General features: G+C 67.1%; 18 protein-coding genes. 10 read left to right on the top strand and 8 right to left on the bottom strand.

Annotation, left to right across the window (positions count from 1 at the left end; all coding sequences use genetic code 11):
- The 5 genes from LOK44_RS28035 to LOK44_RS28010 form a co-directional block, all read right to left on the bottom strand.
- A partial coding sequence (locus LOK44_RS28035; protein ID WP_237573343.1) for an MCE family protein occupies positions 1-616 on the bottom strand: 616 nt, incomplete at its 3' end.
- 7 nt (positions 617-623) lie between these two features.
- The gene (locus tag LOK44_RS28030) at positions 624-1,481 is read right to left on the bottom strand and encodes an MlaE family ABC transporter permease (RefSeq protein ID WP_237573342.1); all 858 of its coding nucleotides are present in this window, start codon (positions 1,479-1,481) and stop codon (positions 624-626) included.
- A 3-nt stretch (positions 1,482-1,484) separates the two neighbouring features.
- Positions 1,485-2,294 carry an MlaE family ABC transporter permease gene (locus tag LOK44_RS28025; protein WP_163924231.1) on the bottom strand — a complete coding sequence of 270 codons (810 nt, stop codon included), beginning with the start codon at positions 2,292-2,294 and terminating at the stop codon, positions 1,485-1,487.
- 772 nt (positions 2,295-3,066) lie between these two features.
- Positions 3,067-4,275 (bottom strand): CaiB/BaiF CoA transferase family protein, encoded by a 1,209-nt coding sequence (locus LOK44_RS28015; RefSeq protein ID WP_308192813.1) that lies wholly within the window; start codon positions 4,273-4,275, stop codon positions 3,067-3,069.
- Positions 4,275-5,777 (bottom strand): aldehyde dehydrogenase family protein, encoded by a 1,503-nt coding sequence (locus LOK44_RS28010; protein WP_237573341.1) that lies wholly within the window; start codon positions 5,775-5,777, stop codon positions 4,275-4,277. Before LOK44_RS28010 ends, LOK44_RS28015 begins: the two co-directional genes overlap by 1 nt.
- A 255-nt stretch (positions 5,778-6,032) precedes the next feature.
- Here LOK44_RS28010 and LOK44_RS28005 point away from each other — a divergent pair, with 255 nt between their 5' ends.
- Genes LOK44_RS28005 through LOK44_RS27990 form a run of 4 tightly spaced genes read left to right on the top strand, consistent with a single transcriptional unit; the run spans position 6,033 to position 9,285 of the window.
- On the top strand, positions 6,033-6,734 hold the full coding sequence (locus LOK44_RS28005) for an SDR family NAD(P)-dependent oxidoreductase (RefSeq protein ID WP_237573340.1): 702 nt from the start codon (positions 6,033-6,035) through the stop codon (positions 6,732-6,734).
- Positions 6,735-6,784: 50 nt separating this feature from the next.
- Positions 6,785-7,645, top strand: coding sequence for a mycofactocin-coupled SDR family oxidoreductase (locus tag LOK44_RS28000; RefSeq protein WP_237573339.1), 861 nt, complete (start codon positions 6,785-6,787; stop codon positions 7,643-7,645).
- A 40-nt stretch (positions 7,646-7,685) separates the two neighbouring features.
- Positions 7,686-7,877 carry a ferredoxin gene (locus LOK44_RS27995; protein ID WP_237573338.1) on the top strand — a complete coding sequence of 64 codons (192 nt, stop codon included), beginning with the start codon at positions 7,686-7,688 and terminating at the stop codon, positions 7,875-7,877.
- A gap of 40 nt (positions 7,878-7,917) precedes the next feature.
- A complete protein-coding gene (locus LOK44_RS27990) occupies positions 7,918-9,285 on the top strand; it encodes a cytochrome P450 (protein WP_237573337.1) in 1,368 nt (455 codons plus the stop codon).
- A gap of 332 nt (positions 9,286-9,617) precedes the next feature.
- On the opposite strand, the gene LOK44_RS27985 is transcribed toward LOK44_RS27990, so the two are convergent.
- On the bottom strand, positions 9,618-10,793 hold the full coding sequence (locus tag LOK44_RS27985) for an acyl-CoA dehydrogenase family protein (RefSeq protein WP_237573336.1): 1,176 nt from the start codon (positions 10,791-10,793) through the stop codon (positions 9,618-9,620).
- Complete coding sequence (locus LOK44_RS27980; RefSeq protein WP_237573335.1) at positions 10,777-11,775, bottom strand: acyl-CoA dehydrogenase family protein; 999 nt, start codon at positions 11,773-11,775, stop codon at positions 10,777-10,779. Before LOK44_RS27980 ends, LOK44_RS27985 begins: the two co-directional genes overlap by 17 nt.
- A 291-nt stretch (positions 11,776-12,066) precedes the next feature.
- Between LOK44_RS27980 and LOK44_RS27975 the strand changes: the two genes are divergently transcribed.
- The 4 genes from LOK44_RS27975 to LOK44_RS27960 are packed head-to-tail and all read left to right on the top strand — an operon-like array spanning position 12,067 to position 15,634.
- Positions 12,067-13,170, top strand: a complete 1,104-nt coding sequence (locus tag LOK44_RS27975) for an amidohydrolase family protein (protein WP_237573334.1) — start codon at positions 12,067-12,069, stop codon at positions 13,168-13,170.
- Positions 13,171-13,189: 19 nt separating this feature from the next.
- A complete protein-coding gene (locus tag LOK44_RS27970) occupies positions 13,190-14,332 on the top strand; it encodes an amidohydrolase family protein (RefSeq protein ID WP_237573333.1) in 1,143 nt (380 codons plus the stop codon).
- 2 nt (positions 14,333-14,334) lie between these two features.
- Positions 14,335-14,724: a Rieske (2Fe-2S) protein gene (locus LOK44_RS27965; RefSeq protein WP_237573332.1), complete on the top strand. Its 390-nt coding sequence runs from the start codon at positions 14,335-14,337 to the stop codon at positions 14,722-14,724.
- Between the two features lie 34 nt (positions 14,725-14,758).
- Positions 14,759-15,634: an alpha/beta fold hydrolase gene (locus LOK44_RS27960; protein ID WP_237573331.1), complete on the top strand. Its 876-nt coding sequence runs from the start codon at positions 14,759-14,761 to the stop codon at positions 15,632-15,634.
- Between the two features lie 27 nt (positions 15,635-15,661).
- Here LOK44_RS27960 and LOK44_RS27955 read toward each other — a convergent pair whose 3' ends face one another.
- Positions 15,662-16,141, bottom strand: coding sequence for a hypothetical protein (locus LOK44_RS27955; RefSeq protein WP_237573330.1), 480 nt, complete (start codon positions 16,139-16,141; stop codon positions 15,662-15,664).
- Positions 16,142-16,177: 36 nt separating this feature from the next.
- On the opposite strand from LOK44_RS27955, the gene LOK44_RS27950 reads away from it, so the two are divergent.
- Positions 16,178-17,488, top strand: a complete 1,311-nt coding sequence (locus tag LOK44_RS27950; RefSeq protein WP_237573329.1) for an NADH-ubiquinone oxidoreductase-F iron-sulfur binding region domain-containing protein — start codon at positions 16,178-16,180, stop codon at positions 17,486-17,488.
- Between the two features lie 8 nt (positions 17,489-17,496).
- On the top strand, positions 17,497-17,760 hold the full coding sequence (locus tag LOK44_RS27945) for a ferredoxin (RefSeq protein WP_308192814.1): 264 nt from the start codon (positions 17,497-17,499) through the stop codon (positions 17,758-17,760).
- Position 17,761 lies beyond the last annotated feature (1 nt).

Raw genomic sequence — 17,761 nt, 5'->3', positions numbered from 1 at the left:
CCACCGGGGCAACCTCCAGATCGCGGGCGATGTTGCCCAGGCTGGGGTTGATGCTCTTGAAGAAGGCGTTGAAGTCGGTGATCGTCTGGCCGAACTTCTCGCCGCGACCGTTGAGGGCGCCGGAGATGGCGGCCAGGGTTTCGTTGAGCTGCACCGGATCGATGGACTTGAGCACCGAAGTCAATTGTTGGAACAGGGTATTGGTCTCGACGGTGACGTGCTGGGCGTCGAGCTGCTGGCCCTTGGCCAACGGTGTCGACGACGGGTCGGCCGGTGCGACGAGTTCGACGGACTTCGCGCCGAACACCGTCGTCGAGGCGAGGTTGACGTCCACGTTTGCCGGGATGTATTGCAGCTGCGAGGGATCCATCGCGAGGTGCAGCACGGCGGTGCCGTCCGGGCGGTTCTCGATGCGGTCGACTTGACCGACCTGGACTCCTCGCATCTTGACCTTGGCCTCGGGGTTCATCACGAGGCCGGCGCGCTCGGACACCACGGTGACCGGCACCGTCGTCCCGAAGCCACCGCGGAACATGCCGATCGAGAACACCACGATCGCGGCGATGGCGATCACCATCCCGAGGCCCGCCAGGGGGCGGACTGCTGAGCTGGACATCGTCCTCCTATCCCGACAGGTTGAAGTTGCCGTTGGAGCCGTAGACGGCCAGGGACACGAGCAGCGTCACCGACACCACGACGATCAGCGAGGTGCGCACTGCGTTGCCGACCGCGACGCCGACGCCGGAAGGCCCGCCGGTGGCGAAGTAGCCGTAGTAGGTGTGGATCAGCAGGATGGTCAGTGCCATCAACAGCGCCTGCAGGAATGACCACAGCAGGTCGATCGGGTTGAGGAACGTGTTGAAGTAGTGGTCGTAGAGGCCGCCGGACTGCCCGAACAGCACGACGGTGGTGAACCGGCTGGCGACGAACGACAGGATCACCGCCACCGAGTACAGCGGGGTGATGGCGATCATCCCGGCGACCAGCCGGGTGGACACCAGGTATTCGACCGGCCGGATGCCCATCGACTCCAGGGCGTCGATCTCCTCGTTGATCCGCATGGCGCCCAGCTGCGCGGTGACGCCGGCGCCGAACGTGGCGGCCAGCCCGATGCCCGCGATCACGGGCGCGGCGATGCGCACGTTGATGAACGCCGACAGGAAGCCGGTCAGGGCCTCGATGCCGATGTTGCCCAGCGAGCTGTAGCCCTGCACCGCCAGCGTGCCGCCGGTGGCCAGGGTGAGGAATCCGACGATCACCAGCGTGCCGCCGATCATCGCCAACACTCCGGCGCCCATCGAGATCTCGGCGATCAGCCGGATGATCTCCTTGCGGAAGTGGGTCGCCGCGTGCGGTGTGCCGCCGATGGCGCGGCCGAAGAACAACGTTTGATCACCGATGCGGCCCAAGACGTCGATTGGCCGCGATGCGGTGCGGAACGCGCGCGGATAGGTGCCGCGCAGGACTTGCAGAGTGCCCACCGTCTATCCCGTCGTCAACTGGATGCCGATGGCCGTGACGACCACGTTGATCACGAACAGCGCCATGAAGGCGAACACCACCGTCTCGTTGACGGCGTTGCCGACGGCCTTGGCGCCGCCGCCGGTGATGGTCAGTCCGCGGTAGCACGCCACCAGGCCGGCGATGAGGCCGAACAGGGCTGCCTTGACACAGGAGATGATGACCTCGGGAACGCCGGTCAGCAGCGTGATGCCCGCGGCGAAGGCGCCCGGGTTGACGTCCTGGACGAAGACCGAGAAGAAGTAGCCGCCCAGGATGCCGATGATGACCACCAGGCTGTTGAGCAGCAGCGCCACCAGTCCGGACGCGAGTACGCGCGGGGTCACCAGCCGCTGCACGGGGTTGATGCCGAGCACTTCGAGGGCGTCGATCTCCTCGCGGATCGTGCGCGACCCGAGGTCGGCGCACATCGCGGTCGCGCCGGCCCCTGCGACGATCAGCACCGTCACCACCGGACCGACCTGGGTCACCGCGCCGAACGCGGCACCCGCTCCGGACAGGTCGGCCGCACCGAGTTCACGCAGCAGGATGTTCAGGGTGAAGCTCACCAGCACGGTGAAGGGGATCGCCACCAGCAGCGTGGGCGCCAGCGACACCCTGGCCACGAACCACGACTGCTCGAGGAACTCACGCCACTGGAACGGCCGCACGAAGATGAACCTGAAGGCGTCCACGCCCATCGAGAACAGGCCGCCGACGGCCTGCATCGGTCCCGCGAAGCCCTTGGGCAGCGAGATACCGGGCGACCAACGCTCCGGTCCCTTAATCGCCATTGGCCCCTGGTCCCTTCGAGATAGTCGCGGCCGGTACGGCTGTTGGGCCGTCAGTGTTGTGCGCCAGTGCGATTCGGGCACCACCAATCCGATCGGCGGCGTCGCATGGGAGCTGTTCAACCAACTCGACGCACTGTGCCACACCAATGGCACCCCGCGGGTGGCGTTTGACGTTTAAAGACCCACCGGGTTTCATGGCAAACACCTTCCGAGACTGGCGGTCTCGTTAGCGAGGGGGGTCCCGGCGGCATGAAGTCGGTCGGCTGCGGCCGGTAGCAGGCGGGCCGGCCGGCGGGCCGACGTGCACGTCGACGAGACGTCGAGGGCGCGCCGGACAAGGGGGCCCGTGCCAGCGGCCCGAACTGTGCGCCGGACCCAATGTCCAGCGGCCAGGCCGTGCGATTCCCGTTGCCTCACAGAGCGACTCGAGACGACAACGCGTCGAATGGGCTGACGCGAACCGGCGGTGGAGCGGTCGGCGACGTCGTCTTGGCGCAGTGCGCGAGCCCTATCTGCAGTCCGGATCGCGACCACGGGTCCGGCGGCGCCCGCTCCGCGGCTCGGCGCCGACGACGGCCGAACACCAGCACCGGCCGCAGCTGCCGAACCGTTCGCCACGGCAACCATCGCACCCGTCCCGGCGGGCGTCGACGACCAGGACAGATGTCGCCGATCGTGTAACGCGCCCAGCGCGGTCTGCAGCTGCAACGAACGCATCCTTGATTCTCGTCTCGTCCGGACTATGGGCTCTCGAAATGGACCGTCGCGGAGGTCATGTGACCACGCCGGCCGTCTTCAGTTCGATGATCCGGTCCCAGTCGAGGTCGAGTTCGAGCAGGATGTCGTCGGTCTGCTCGGCGAATCCCGGGGCGGGCCCGGTGTGCGGGGCGGCGACGTCGAACTGCACTGGGTTGGCCACCAGCTCCAATTCGCCTGCGGTGACGATGTATTCGTTCGATCGGATCTGCGCGTCCTGGGCAGCCTGCAGCGTGTCCTGTACGGGCGCCCACGGACCGGCCAGTGTGGCGAAGCGCTCGCTCCACTCGGGCAGCGTGCGGGTCGCGATCACCTCGCGCAGGATCTCGACGGCCTCGCCGGTGTGCTCGGCAATGCTCTCGGCGGTGGCGAAGCGCGGGTCGTCGACCAGATCCTCGCGGTCGACGTGACGGCACACGTCGGCCCAGAACTTCGTCGGCTGCATCATCACCAGGGAGATGTAGCGGTCGTCCTTCGTCCGGTAGACCCCGACCAGCGGATTGATCGGTGACCCGTGCACTCCCGGCGGCGGTTGCACCATCAGTTGGTTGAGATGCGAGGTCAGCGCCACCGTGTGGCCCATCGCCCACAGTCCGCTGCCGAGCAGCGAGACGTCGACCACCGATGCCTCGCCCGTGCGCTCGCGCTTGAGCAGTGCCGCGGCGATCCCGCCGGCGAGGTTGGTCCCGGAGATCGTGTCGCCGTACGCGGGCCCCGGCGGGCCGATCATGCCCTCGATGCCGGGCGGGGTGATGGTGGCAGCGGTACCGGCGCGGCACCAGAAGGCGGTCATGTCGTAACCGCCCTTCTCCGCCTCCAGGCCGCGTGGGCCGAGCGCGCTCCCCCGCGCGTAGACGACGTTCGGGTTCACCGCGCGGATGTCGTCGACGTCGATGCCGAACTTCTCGCGATGGCCGGGCAGGAAGCTGGTCAGGAAGACGTCGGCGCGCTTGGCGAGTTCCAGCAGCACCTCGCGCCCCTCGGGCTTGGACACGTCGAGACCGATGCTCCGCTTGCCCCGGTTGGCGTGTTCGATGTTCGGGTTCGGGTCGCCTTCGACGCGCAGTGGGCCGGTCTGCCGCAGCCCGCGCTGCGGGTCCCCGGTGACGGCGTGTTCGACCTTGATGACGTCGGCGCCCCACTCCGCGAGCACCGCGCCCGCCGACGGGACGAAGCCGTACATCGCGACCTCGAGGACCCGGATGCCGTCCAGTGGGCCGGCCACTAGCTCACCACCGTCGCGAAGGTCTTCGACTCCAGGAACTCCTCGAGCCCCGCCGACCCCATCTCGCGGCCGATGCCCGACTGCTTGAACCCGCCGAACGGGCTGTCGGGACTGAAGTAGTTGCCGCCGTTGATCGAGAAGGTGCCGGTGCGGATGCGTCGGGCGATGTTCAGGGCGCGCTCCTCGCTGCCGAACACGGCGCCGGACAGTCCGTAGATGGAGTCGTTCGCGATGCGCACTGCGTCGTCGTCGTCGTCGTAGGCAATCACGACGAGAACCGGCCCGAAGACCTCCTCCTGGGCGATCTCACTGCTCGGATCGACGTCGGTCAGCAGCGTGGGCGTGTAGAAGTAGCCCGGCTCCTTCTTCTCGCCGCCCGTCACCAGCGTCGCGCCCGCCTCGACCGCACGCCGGACCATGGCGTCGACCTTGTCGCGCTGGCGCTCACTGATCAGCGGGCCCATGTAGGTCTTCGGATCGGTCGGATCGCCGTAGCGCACGTGCGAGAAGTTCGTCTTGACCATCTCGACGATCTCGTCGTGGTGCTTGCGCGGCACCAGCAGCCGCGACGTCAGCGCGCACCCCTGACCGGCGTGGGTCACCATGCTGAAGGCCGAGAACATCGCGGCGGTGCCGAAGTCGGCGTCGTCGAGCACGATCGCGGCGGACTTGCCGCCGAGTTCGAGGAACACCTTCTTGAGGGTCTCGCTCGCGGCAGCCATGATGCGCCGGCCGGTCGGGGTCGACCCCGTGAACGTGACCATGTCGACGTCGCGGCTGGTCGTCAGTACAGCGCCGACCTCGGGGTCCGAGGAGCTGAGCACGTTGACGACGCCTGCCGGGATGTCGGTGTGGTTGGCGATGAGTTCGCCGAGCGCGAGCGTGACCAGTGGCGTGTCGGGAGCACCCTTCAGGACGACGGTGCACCCGGCGGCCAGTGCGGGCGCGAGCTTCGCCAGTGCCAATTGGTTGGGGTAGTTGTAGGCGATGATCGCCGCGACGACCCCGCCGGCTTCCTTCTCCACCCAGCGGTGGTGCTGCATGCCGCGGCTCTCGACGTTGCCGAGGTCTTCGGTCAGCGGGTAGTCCCGCAGCAGATCGGCGTAGTACTTCACGATCGCGATCGGCTGATCGAGCTGCGCGCCCTGGGTCAGTGCGGGGGTGGCGCCGACCTCCGCTGTGGTCAACGCGGCGAGTTCGTCGCGGTGCTCGACGAGAGTGGTGTGGAACTGCTCCAGGCAGTGGACCCTGAATTCGACGTTGGTGGCCCAGTCCCCCGCGTCGAAGGCGCGGCGCGCGGCGGCGACGGCACGCTCGGCGTCGGCCACGGTGCCGTCCGGGGCATGCCCGATGACCTCGCCGGTGGCGGGGTTCTGCGAGGCGAACGTGGTGGCCGCACCGACGAGTTCACCGTCGATCAGCATGCGCCGGTCTGCCTGCTGCCCGGATGCATCACTGCCATCCACCTGTCGGCCACCGTCGACGGTCGGCGTCTGGGACATTCAGTCTCCTCGCTGCTTCGTGCACTGTGATGGAAATTTCATTCTCATCAACGGCGAATCTTACATTCGCCTAGCGAGAACACAAGGAAGGCTAGATGGCCTAGTCAGGTCCTCGGCCGGCGTCGAGTGGGTATGGTTCGACGCGCGGTGGACGTGCGCGGACCTTGCGGTCTCACCTCGTCCGAGAGTACGGTTCTCATAATCGAAAGGGAGATTCTTGATGCTTCAGGCGAGTTCGCGCACGGGAGCGGCCACGTGAAGAACGCCGTCGTCACCGGCGGTGGATCGGGTATCGGCGAGGCGATCGTCAATCGGCTGCGCGCCGACGGCTACCACGTCGCCGTCTTGGACCTGAACCCCTCCGATGCCGAGTTCTCCTTCGTCGCCGACGTGACCGACCGCGACGCGGTGAACGAGGCGATGGCCGGCGTCCGCGCACAACTCGGCCCCGTCAGCGTTCTCGTCAACGCCGCAGGGCTCGACAGCTTCAAGAAGTTCCACGACGTCTCGTTCGAACGCTGGTTGCGCGTCATCGACGTGAACCTGCACGGCGTCTTCCACTGCATTCAGGCGGTGCTGCCGGACATGATCGAGGCGGGGTGGGGACGCATCGTCAACATCTCCTCTTCCAGCACGCACTCGGGCGCGCCGTACATGGCGCCCTACGTCGCCGCCAAGTCAGCGGTCAACGGCCTGACCAAGACGCTGGCCCTGGAGTACGGCCCCAACGGGATCACGGTCAACGCCGTGCCGCCCGGCTTCATCGACACGCCCATGCTGCGGGCCGCCGCGGACAAGGGCTTCCTCGGCGACATCGATCAGACCATCAAGGCCACCCCGGTGCGGCGCATCGGCAGGCCGGAGGACATCGCCGCGGCATGCGCCTTCCTCATCTCCGAGGAGGCCGGCTACATCACCGGCCAAATCCTCGGCGTCAACGGCGGACGGAACACCTGAGCCGCCCTGCGGTCAGTACCGATCAACGAAGATCAACGAAGGGACAACCAGTGGGACGCGTATCAGGCAAGGTCGCATTCGTCACGGGTGCCGCACGCGGGCAGGGCCGCAGTCACGCGGTCCGCCTCGCGGAAGAAGGCGCCGACATCATCGCCGTCGACCTCTGCGAGAACATCGACACCATCGGCTACCCCATGGCCACGCCGGAGGATCTCGAGGAGACCGCCGCGTTCGTGGAGAAGACCGGGCAGCGCATCTTCACCGCCAAGGCCGACGTGCGCGAGGCATCGCAGCTGAAGCGGGCCGTCGAAGAGGGCATGGCCGCCCTCGGCGGGCTCGACATCGTCGTCGCGCAAGCGGGCATCGCCGGCATGAAGGGGCAACCGCCGCTGCAGGCGTGGATCGACGTCATCAACACCAACCTGATCGGCACCATCAACGCGATCCAGGTTGCGCTGCCCCACCTCAAGGAGGGCGCCTCCATCATCGCGACCGGATCCACCGCCGCGTTGATGGACACCAGCAAGAAGGACAACCCCGGCAACGATCCGGGCGGCATGGCCTACGTCCACTCCAAACGTGCGCTGTCGAATTTCGTGCACGACCTCGCGACCGAGCTGTCCCCGCGCGGCATCCGGGCCAACGTCGTGCATCCCACGAACTGCAACACGGACATGCTGCGCAGCGAGCCAATGTACCGCTCGTTCCGGCCGGACCTGGAGAAGCCCGAACTCAAGGACGCCGAGCCGGTGTTCTACGTGCAGCAGGCGATGAAGGTGCCGTGGGTGGAGCCCGAGGACATCAGCAACGCGGTCCTGTGGCTGGCCTCCGACGAGGCACGGTTCGTCACCGGCGCCCAGTTGCGCATCGACGCCGGCGGCTACCTCAAGTGGTACGACTACCACAACTGACCCACCACCAGGTTCGACGGTTCGCGAAGGAGTTGCGACAGTGAAGGTTTCGGTAGACGGAACGCGTTGCCAGGGCCATACCCTCTGCGCGATGATCGCGCCCGAGTCGTTCGAACTCGACGACGTCGACGGCCATGCGTCACCGGTGTCCGACGAGGTCCCCGCCGACCAGGTGGACCAGGTGCGCGAAGCCGTCCACTCCTGCCCAGAGCAGGCCATCGTCATCGAATGACGTTGCCCACCAGGCCGCCCAATCACCAGGAGACTCCGCCGTGAGCATCGACGACGTCACGCGTGACGACGACCGCAAGAAGAATCGCTACCACTTCGACCGGCACACGCCGGAGTACCGGCACCGGTTCCAAGAGATCACCGAGGAGATGCACGCCAAGTGCCCGGTGGCGTGGACCGACGTCTACGACGGGCACTGGGTAGCGGCCGGCAGCAGCGAGGTCTTCGAACTCGCCCGCTGTCCCGTCGTGTCCAACGACCACGACCTCCACGGCGAACGAAAGGGTTACCAGGGCATCACCATTCCCAAGGCCCAGCGTGCCACGGTCGTGCGCGGCGGGATACTTGAGATGGACGAGCCCGAGCACTCCACCTACCGGGGGGCGCTCAATCCGTATCTCTCCCCCGCTGCGATCAAGCGGTGGGTGCCGTTCGTCGACGAGATCACCCGCGCCGCCCTCGACGAGAAGATCGAGTCGGGCCACATCGACTTCGTCGACGACCTGGCCAACATCGTGCCCGCGGTGCTCACGCTCGCGATGATGGGCATCGAACTCAAGAAGTGGATGATCTACAGCGAGCCCGCGCACGCGGGGGTGTCCACGCCGGAGCACTCGCCCGACGCCCCGCGGGTTGCGGAAATGAACAGGCAGATGGGCATCGACCTGCTCACGAGCATGTTCGAGATGAAGGAGAACCCGCGCCCGGGTCTGATCGATGCGCTCCTGCAGTTGCGCATCGACGGCGAGCCCGCGCCGGATTTGGAGATCATGGGCAATCTGGGGCTGATCATCGGCGGTGGCTTCGACACCACCACCGCGCTGACCGCCCATGCGCTGGAGTGGCTGTCGGAGAACCCCGCCGAGCGCGAGCGACTCAGTCGGGATCGCGACACCCTGCTGCACCCGGCCACCGAAGAGTTCCTGCGGTTCTTCACTCCCGCTCCCGGCGACGGCCGCACCTTCGCCGACGACGTCGAGGTCGACGGTCAGCAGTTCAAGGAGGGCGAGCGGCTGTGGCTGTCGTGGGCGATGGCCAACCGCGACCCGTCGGTGTTCGACCGGCCCAACGACGTCGTCCTGGACCGCAAGGGCAACCGTCACTTCAGCTTTGGCATCGGCGTGCACCGCTGCGTCGGATCCAACGTCGCCAGGACCGTGTTCAAGTCGATGCTCACCGCCGTGCTCGATCGCATGCCGGACTACGTGTGCGACCCCGCGGGCACCGAGCACTACGAGACCATCGGAGTCATCCAGGGCATGAAGCACCTGCCCGCGAACTTCACGCCCGGCAAGCGCCTCGGCCCCGGCCTGGACGAGACACTCGACCGCCTGCAGCGGATCTGCGACGAGCAGCTCCCCGCCCGTCCCATCACCGAGCACAAGGACCCCGTCGTCATCGATTGGTAAGGGGCTCCCCCCCTCCCTCACTTTCCTCCTCCCGCGAGCGTGCGTGTCTGCGGGCGACACGCCGGGCGGAACCCAAGTTTGCGCACGCTCGCGGTGGGCCCTTCGGGTGGTGGGTGGGTCGAATCTCGTTGCCGCAAGCGAGCAGCGGCCCCGCCCGCACGTCCTTCAGTCGGCGTTGCGCCGGCTTTGCACGGGCGCGAGCGTGCGTGAACTCAGCTCAGGACGCGGCGTGTCGCCCGCAGACACGCACGCTCGCGGGAGGTGCCTCACCCGCGGGAGGTGCCGCAGCCTCGGAAGGTGCCTCGCCCTGGGCAGCACCCGCGGGAGGCCACTCAGCCGCGGGGCAGGCCCAGCACCTGCTGGGCGATGATGTTGCGCTGGATCTCCGAGGTGCCGCCGGCGATGGTGCCGGAGAAGCTGCGCGCATACCGCTCGAACCAGCTCGCGAAATAGTGGTCGAGGTTCATGTGCGCATACGGCCCCGACGTCGACGGGTGGATGAGACCCTCGGGCCCGGCCGCCGTCAGTGCGTTTGCGGCAGCGCGCATCTCGGCCTCGGCGCCCAGCAGCTTGGGGATCGACACGGCGGCCACGTCGACCTCGCCGCGCGAGGCCTGCGCCAGACCGACCGAACCGAGCAGCCGCAGCGCCTGGTAGTCCATGATCGTGCTGGCCAGCTCGTCGCGCTCGAGCGCATTGGCCGGCCGGAAGTCGGCGATCACGTTGGCGATGCGGTCGGCGAAGCCCAGCCACATCATGGTCCGCTCGTGGCCCAGCGAACCGTTGATGACCTTCCAGCCGCCGTTGAGCGGGCCCACCAGGTTCGCGGCGGGCACCCGCACGTCGCTGAAGAACACCTCGTTGAAGTCGGTGTTCTCCTCGCCGCAGAGGTCGGCGAACGGCCGACACACCACACCGGGGAGGTCGGTCGGAATGATCAGCGCGCTGATGCCCTTGTGCTTGGGCGCATCTGGATCGGTGCGCACGAAGGTCAGCAGCCAGTCCGCGTCGTGGGCGCCGGACGTCCACACCTTCTGGCCGTTGACGACGAAGTCGTCGCCGTCGCGCACGGCCTTGGTCCGCAGCGATGCCAGGTCGGAACCCGCGCTCGGCTCGCTCATGCCCAGTGATGCGGTGCGCTCGCCATGCAGCACCGGCACCGCCCACTCGTGCTTCTGCTCGTCGCTGCCGAATGTGATCAGCGATGCCGCAACGATGTTGACGCCCTGGGGGTTGAAGCTGTGGTAGATCCGGCGCGTGCACAGCTCCTCGAGGTGCACGTACTGCTGCAGGACCGAGGCATTGCGTCCGCCGAACTCGGGCGGTTGGGCGGGCAGCAGCCAACCGTTGTCGAACAGCAGCCGTTGCCAGTCCCTGGCCCACTGCGGCATGTGCGATACCGACCGGGGACGTTCGAGGGTCTCTGCCGCCGACGGCAGGTGTTCGTCGAGGAACGCGGAGAACTCCGCGCGGAACTCGTCGACGTCGGGATCAAATGTGAGCTGCATCGAATTCCCTTGCGATCAGTTCGCGATGCTCGGCGGCACCGCCCAGCAACAGTTCTCCGGCCTTGGCCCGCTTGAGCGCGAACTGGAGGTCGTTCTCCCACGTGAAGCCCATGGCGCCGAACGTCTGCAGCCCGTGCCGGAAGACGAGCGCCTGGCACTCCCCCGCCGACGCCTTGGCCATCGCGGCCGCGAGTCGCCGCCGCGGGTCGTCGGCGGCGATGGTCAACGCCGAGAAGTACGACAGCGCCCGGGCACGTTCGATCGCGACGTGCATGTCGACGGCCTTGTGCTGGATTGCCTGGAACGAACCGATCGGCACGCCGAACTGGTAGCGGCTCTTGGCGTGGTCGAGCGCGAGGTCGAGGATGCGCTGGCATGCGCCGACCATCGTGACGGCCATGCCCATGAGCGCGACGTGCCGCGCCTTCTCCGTGTCGACCTCGATGCGTTCGGCGTCGGCGACGTGGACGCCGGTGAACGACGCCTCGGCCACGTGCATGACGGGATCGAAGATCGCGCTGCGGCGCGTCGTCACCTGCTCGGCGTCGACGAGGAACACCCCCGCGTCGGTCACCACCGCGAAGCGGTCGGCACGGTCGCCGTCGAGCACGAACCTGTCGGTGCCGTTGAGCACCCAGCCGTCGGCGTCGCGGTACGCGGTCACCCCCGAGTAGACGGCCGATCCCGTGGTGCCGGCGTCGAAGCGGTCGCCAACCAGCGGCGCGAATTGCGAGAGGGTCGCCAGGAAAGGGGTCGGGTCGGTGGCCCGCCCGAGTTCCTCGAGGACGATGGCGAGTTCGACGGCGTTCTCGGGGTCGGTCAGTTCGGTCCAGCCTGCGTCGACGTAGGTCTTCCACAGCGGGGTCGGGTCGGCGCCGTCCTCGGCGACGTTGCGTACGAACGACGCCGGGCATTGCTTGCCGACGGCGTCGCGCACGGTCTCCTGCCATAGGCGCTGATCAGCATCGAACTCCAGTAGCATCCAGCCGCCTCCCGACGAATCGCACGATTGAGCTGAGAATATCATTCTCGCTCAATGCCGTACACGTTCTCCCCTTGCGGGTACGACATTTCATAAGCGATGCGCTGCGCGACTGACCAGCAGACATGCTCACCTGCAAAGACATGCCACTTCGGGTGGAGAACATTGTTCTTGCTTATGAAGAACTACGATCTACACTAGGGACATGACCGACGTCGGTGGACCCTGCGGACAGCCCATTCGCAGCGTCGACGCCGGATCGCCGATCGAGCCAACGGAGGTCGAGTCTCGGTGAAGGACCTCATCGACGGTGCGGGAAACGTCGTCACGACGCCCGTCATCGACGCCAGCGTGCACGTCTTCTGCCAGTCCACGAAGGAACTGCGCAAGACGTTCATGCGCGAACCCTTCTCCAGCCGTGGATTTCCCGACTACGAGATGGACTGGTACGGCGCCCCCGGCGGCGAATACGCCAAGGGCACCGAGGGACCGGACGGTGAATACCCCGGCTCGCGTCCCGCGTTGGTCGCCAAGCACCTGTTCGACGACCGCGGCGTCGACATCGCCGTACTGCACCCGATGACTCGCGGAATCATGCCGGATCGGCACCTGGGCACGGCCATTGCGGCCGGCCACAACGAGATGATGGTGACCCGCTGGCTGGACGACGCCGAGTTCGGCGAGCGATTCCGCGGGACGATCCGCATCAATCCCGACGACGTCGTCGGTGCGCTGCGTGAGATCGAGAAGTACAAGGATCACCCTCGGGTGGTCCAGCTGGGCATTCCCCTGCAGTCGCGCGAACTGTATGGCAAGCCGCAGTTCTGGCCGCTGTGGGAGGCCGCGGTGGACGCCGGACTACCCGTCGCCGTGCACTTCGAGGTCGGGTCCGGCGTGATGCTGCCACCCACGCCGAACGGCTTGACCCGCACCTACGAGCAGTTCCTCGGCTTCACGGCGCTCAACTTCCTCTACCACCAGATGAACATGATCGCCGAGGGCGTGTTCGAGAGACTGCCCGAGCTGAAATTCGTTTGGGCCGACGGCGCCGCCGACATGTTGACGCCGTTCATGTGGCGCATGGACTGCTTCGGCAGGCCGCACCTGGAGCAGACGCCGTGGGCACCGAAGATGCCGAGTGACTATCTTCCCGGGCACACGTTCTTCGTGCAGGGCAGTCTCGACGGTCCGGGCGACGTCGACTTCGCGGGCGAGTGGGCCGGCTTCACCGGGAAGGACGACATGGTGATGTACGGCTCGAGTTACCCGCACTGGCAGCTCAACGAACTGTCGGTGCCCAGTTCGTACAGCGCCGAGCAGCGCGAGAAGTTGTGCTGGCGCAACGCCGCAGAGTTGTACGGCATAGACATTCCGGCCCACGCGGCCGCACAGTAGAGGTAATCGAGGAGGCCCCATGACCACCACTGCCAATCCACGAGTACCCGCCGCCGAACGCATCGCCGTGCGGTGCGTCGACTCCGACGTCCATCCGGCGCCTCGCACCGGCGAGTTGGGCCAGTACATCCCGGAGCCGTGGCGAAGCAAGTACTTCGGCACCCACAAGGTGGGCGACCAGATCTACTACGACGCCCCCGACTACGCGCACTCGTACGCGATGCGCCTCGACGCGTTCCCGCCTGACGGTGAATTCGCCTGCAGCGACCCCGATCTTGCGTTCAAGCAATTGATCATGGAGGCCGGCGCCGACATCGCCATCCTCGAGCCCGCCGCCTATCCGGCGCGGATTCCGGAGGCTCAGCACGCGATGTCCTACGCGATCAACGACTGGCAGGCCAACCATTGGTTGGACTCGCACAACAACTGGCACGAGCGCTGGCGTGGGTCGATCTGCCTCGCGATCGAGGCGCCCGAGGACAGTGTCGCCGAGATCGAACGCTGGGCCGGCCACCCCTACATGGCGCAGATTCTGATCAAGGCAGAGCCGCGGCCGTCGTGGGGCAACCCGAAGTACGACCCGATCTGGGCGGCCGCCGCCAAGCACGACATCCCGGTGAGCTGCCACCTGTCGCGCAGCCATTACGACGAACTGCCCATGCCGCCGGTCGGGTTGCCCAGCTACAACCACGATTTCATGGTCACATACTCACTGCTCGCAGCCAACCAGGTGATGAGCCTGATCTTCGACGGCACGTTCGACCGCCACCCGAACCTGCGAATCGTGTTCGTCGAGCACGCCTTCACCTGGATCCTGCCGCTCATGTGGCGCATGGATGCGATCTACGAGGCCCGCAAGTCGTGGATGGACATCAAGCGCAAGCCGAGCCAGTACGTCAAGGACCACATCAAGTTCACGACTCAGCCGCTCGACTATCCCGAGGACAAGACCGAACTCACGCGCGCCTTCGAGTGGATGGAATGCGAGAAGATCCTGCTGTTCAGCAGTGACTACCCGCACTGGACGTTCGACGACCCACGCTGGCTGGTCAAGCACCTCCCCGAGCATGCGCGCGAGGCCATCATGTTCCGCAACGGGATCGAGACCTACAAGCTGCCGGATACCGTGCCGGCGCTCGAGGGTCAGGTCCGGGTCTTTTAGGCATGACCGAACCGAAACCGCCCCGGCTCGCGCAGGGGCGTGAACACGTCGTGGCCACCGTCGACGAGATTGCGCCAGGCACGCACAAATTGGTGCCCATCGGACGTCACGGCGTCGGCGTGTACAACGTCAACGGCACCTTCTACGCCATTGCCAACTACTGTCCGCACGAAGGCGGCCCACTGTGTTCGGGCCGCGCGCGCGGCATCAACGTCGCCGACGACAGCGTGCCCGGCGACGCGGTGATGGTCCGCGACAAGGAGTTCGTGTTCTGCCCCTGGCACCAATGGGGTTTCGAGCTCGCGACCGGGACCACGGCGGTCAAGCCGGAGTGGAGCATTCGTACGTATCCGGTCAGGGTCGTCGGCAACGACGTACTCGTCCAAGCCTGAAGCGCACCTCGAGTCCACCGAAATTGGAGCACCGTTGCCCAACAAGACGATCGACATCAACGGCGGCAACGTCGTCTACGAAATCCTGGGCAAGGAGGGCGAATTCATCGCCCTCACACCCGGCGGACGGTTCAGCAAGGACATCCCCGGCCTCAAGCCGCTGGCCAAGAAGCTGGTCGAGGGCGGCTACCGGGTGCTGCTCTGGGACCGGCCGAACTGCGGCAAGTCCGACGTCCAGTTCTACGGCCAGAGTGAATCGCACATGCGTGCCGAGACCCTGTCGCAGTTGATCACCAAGTTGGACATCGGACCGTGCATCCTCGCGGGCGGCTCCGGCGGGGCGCGGGACTCGATGCTGACCACCATGCTCTACCCGGAGCTGGTGAAGAAGTTGGTGGTGTGGAACATCGTCGGCGGCGTGTACGGCTCGTTCGTCCTCGGTTCGTACTACATCGTGCCCAGCATCCTCGCCGTGCGCGGCGCCGGGATGAAGGCCGTCGCCCAGGTCGGCGAATGGCAGGAACGCATCGGCGAGAACCCCGACAATGAGCAGCGCATCCTGTCCCAAGATTCCGACCAGTTCCTGAAGCTGATGCTGCGCTGGCTCAACGCCTTCGTACCCAAGCCCGGTCAGACGATTCCCGGTGTCGAGGACGAACTGTTCGACGAGATCAAGGTGCCGACGCTCATCATCCGCGGCGGCGAGAACGACCTGGACCACCCGAAGCGCACGTCACTGGAGGTGAGCTGCCTCATCAGGGGCAGCAAGGTGATCGACCCGCCGTGGCCCGAGGACGCGTGGGAGCGTGCCGGAGAGGCGCGGGCCAAGGGAAAGGTCAAGCGCTTCAACATGTTCGACACCTGGGTCCAGGCAGCGCCTGCGATCCTCGACTTCCTGAAGAAGTCGTGACCGCCGCACGGCCGACGGTCGAGGTGCTCAGACCGTGATGATCCGAACCTCGCAGTTGAGCGAGGCCTCGAGCGCCGTGTGCACTCTGCTCTCCGGGATGCGCTCGAGGTCGGACTTGCGCAGCGTCACCCGCACGACGTCCCACTCCGGGCCGTCTTCGCGTTCGATCTCGCCGGTGAGCCCGAAACCCGCCAGCACGCCGAGCGCGTCGTGGTCGGTGCCGCGACTGACGTACGTCAGCACCCCGGCGGTGGGTCGGGCGCCGAGCGCACCGAACACCCTGGTGCACAACTCGAGTGCCACGCGCGAGAGGTGGTCGGCGTCGTCGCCGGCCAGCAGCACCTCCACCTGCCTGCGCCCCGGCGGCATCGCCGCGAGATCCGCGTCGACCACGGTGGCGCCGACCTCGGGTGCCAGCGCCGACAGCGACGCCATGCCCTCGCGCAATTGGGCTGGTGTCAGCACCCCCGAGGGGTCGACGTCGACGCGTACCACCGCAGTTCTCATGTCCGCCAGCCTATCCGCGGGTGGGAAGGGGCAGAAATGACCGGTACCGACGAGCGCGTGCGCCAGGAGCCGACCGCAACCAGCACGCCTGCCGTCGTCTGGCCCGGAGTGCAGCCGCGGATCATCCGCTCGACGCCGGGTGTCGAGGACCTCGCCGCGTACGTCGAAGCCGGTGGCTATCAGGACCTCGGTGATCCCGATGCCCTGCTCGACGACGTGGACCGCAGCGGCCTGCTCGGCCGCGGTGGCGCCGCGTTCCCCCTCGCCGTCAAACTGCGTACGGTGCGCGACGCCGGTCGTGCCGGCAGTTCCACGGTCGTGCTCGCCAACGGCGAGGAGGGTGAGCCCGCCTCGGTCAAGGACAAGTGGCTGCTGCGCAATCGGCCGCATCTCCTACTCGACGGCGTCCGGCTGGCCGCCGCCATCGTCGGTGCCGATCATGGCCACGTCTACGTATCCGACGTACAGGCCGCCGAGACGCTGAACGCCGCGCTGAAGACCGCTCCACTCCACGACCTCGTGGTGACCGTCACGACGGTCGACCCCGGTTACGTCGCCGGCGAGGAGACCGCCGCCGTGCGCGCGGTCAACGGCGGTCCCGCCAAGCCCACCGACAAGCCTCCCCGCCCGTTCGAGGAGGGCGTGCGCGGTCTCCCCACACTGGTCTCGAACGTCGAGACGCTGGCCAACCTGCCCTTCATCCTGCGCAACGGCAGCGACGCCTTCCGGGCACAGGGCACGTCGGCATCCCCCGGCACGTTCCTTGCGACCGTGACCGGCGGCGGCAGACCCGCCACGCTGTACGAGCTGCCGCATGGCACCCCGGTCACCGAACTGCTCCTCACGCACGGCATCTCCGTCGACGACGTCAAGGGCGTGCTGATGGGCGGGTACTTCGCGGGGCTGCTCAACCGAGAGGTGCTGGACGCCACGCTCGACCACGAGACGATGCGCCGGCTCAACAGCGGGCTGGGCTGCGGTGCCGTCGCGGTCATCACCGACGACTGTCCCGTCGCCGTCGCGGCGTCGGTGATGGCCTACTTCGACCGGGAGAATGCCGGCCAGTGCGGTTCCTGCTTCAACGGCACCGCGGCGATGGCGGCCGTGACCGACGGGCTGCGCCGCGGCACGGCCACCGACGAGGACCTCACGCGTCTCGAGCGGTGGTCGGTGGTGCTGCGCGGGCGTGGTGCGTGCGCGACGCTGGACGCAGCGACCAACGTCGCCGCCAGCCTGCTGCGGGCCTTCCCCACCGACGTCGCTCGGCACGTCGCCGGAACGTGTGACGCATGCGGCGCACACGCGTACTCAGCGCTGCGACCCTATGAGGTGGAGGCGGTCTTGTGAGCGAACCGATGAAGATCAAGCTGGATCGCACGGTGTGCGACGGGTTCGGGATCTGCGCCAGGCACGCACCCGAGTACTTCTCCCTCGACGACTGGGACTACGCCTCGCTGATCGGCGACGGCACGGTCCCCGAGTCCGATCGCGATGGCGTCGTGCGCGCGCTGATGGACTGCCCGGTGCACGCGATCACCGTGCTCCACCCGAAGCCGAACGGCGCCAACGGGTCCAGGACGCAGGACTCCACGGCCGCCTCGCGAACGGCGGGAAGCTGAC

This window comes from Mycolicibacterium lacusdiani, assembly GCF_021916785.1.
In the GTDB taxonomy this organism is placed as follows: Bacteria; Actinomycetota; Actinomycetes; order Mycobacteriales; family Mycobacteriaceae; genus Mycobacterium; species Mycobacterium lacusdiani.
The sequence above is the reverse complement of the archived record's forward strand: the minus strand, read 5'-3'. Positions and strand labels throughout refer to the sequence as shown.

Excerpts from the sequence above, each read along its gene's own strand:
- LOK44_RS27985 (WP_237573336.1), bottom strand. The coding sequence starts at position 10,793 with ATGCAGCTCACATTTGATCCCGACGTCGACGAGTTCCGCGCGGAGTTC.
- LOK44_RS28010 (WP_237573341.1), bottom strand. The coding sequence starts at position 5,777 with ATGTCCCAGACGCCGACCGTCGACGGTGGCCGACAGGTGGATGGCAGT.
- LOK44_RS27980 (WP_237573335.1), bottom strand. The coding sequence starts at position 11,775 with ATGCTACTGGAGTTCGATGCTGATCAGCGCCTATGGCAGGAGACCGTG.
- LOK44_RS27955 (WP_237573330.1), bottom strand. The coding sequence starts at position 16,141 with ATGAGAACTGCGGTGGTACGCGTCGACGTCGACCCCTCGGGGGTGCTG.
- LOK44_RS27970 (WP_237573333.1), top strand. The coding sequence starts at position 13,190 with ATGACCACCACTGCCAATCCACGAGTACCCGCCGCCGAACGCATCGCC.
- LOK44_RS27945 (WP_308192814.1), top strand. The coding sequence starts at position 17,497 with ATGAAGATCAAGCTGGATCGCACGGTGTGCGACGGGTTCGGGATCTGC.
- LOK44_RS28025 (WP_163924231.1), bottom strand. The coding sequence starts at position 2,294 with ATGGCGATTAAGGGACCGGAGCGTTGGTCGCCCGGTATCTCGCTGCCC.
- LOK44_RS27950 (WP_237573329.1), top strand. The coding sequence starts at position 16,178 with ATGACCGGTACCGACGAGCGCGTGCGCCAGGAGCCGACCGCAACCAGC.
- LOK44_RS27965 (WP_237573332.1), top strand. The coding sequence starts at position 14,335 with ATGACCGAACCGAAACCGCCCCGGCTCGCGCAGGGGCGTGAACACGTC.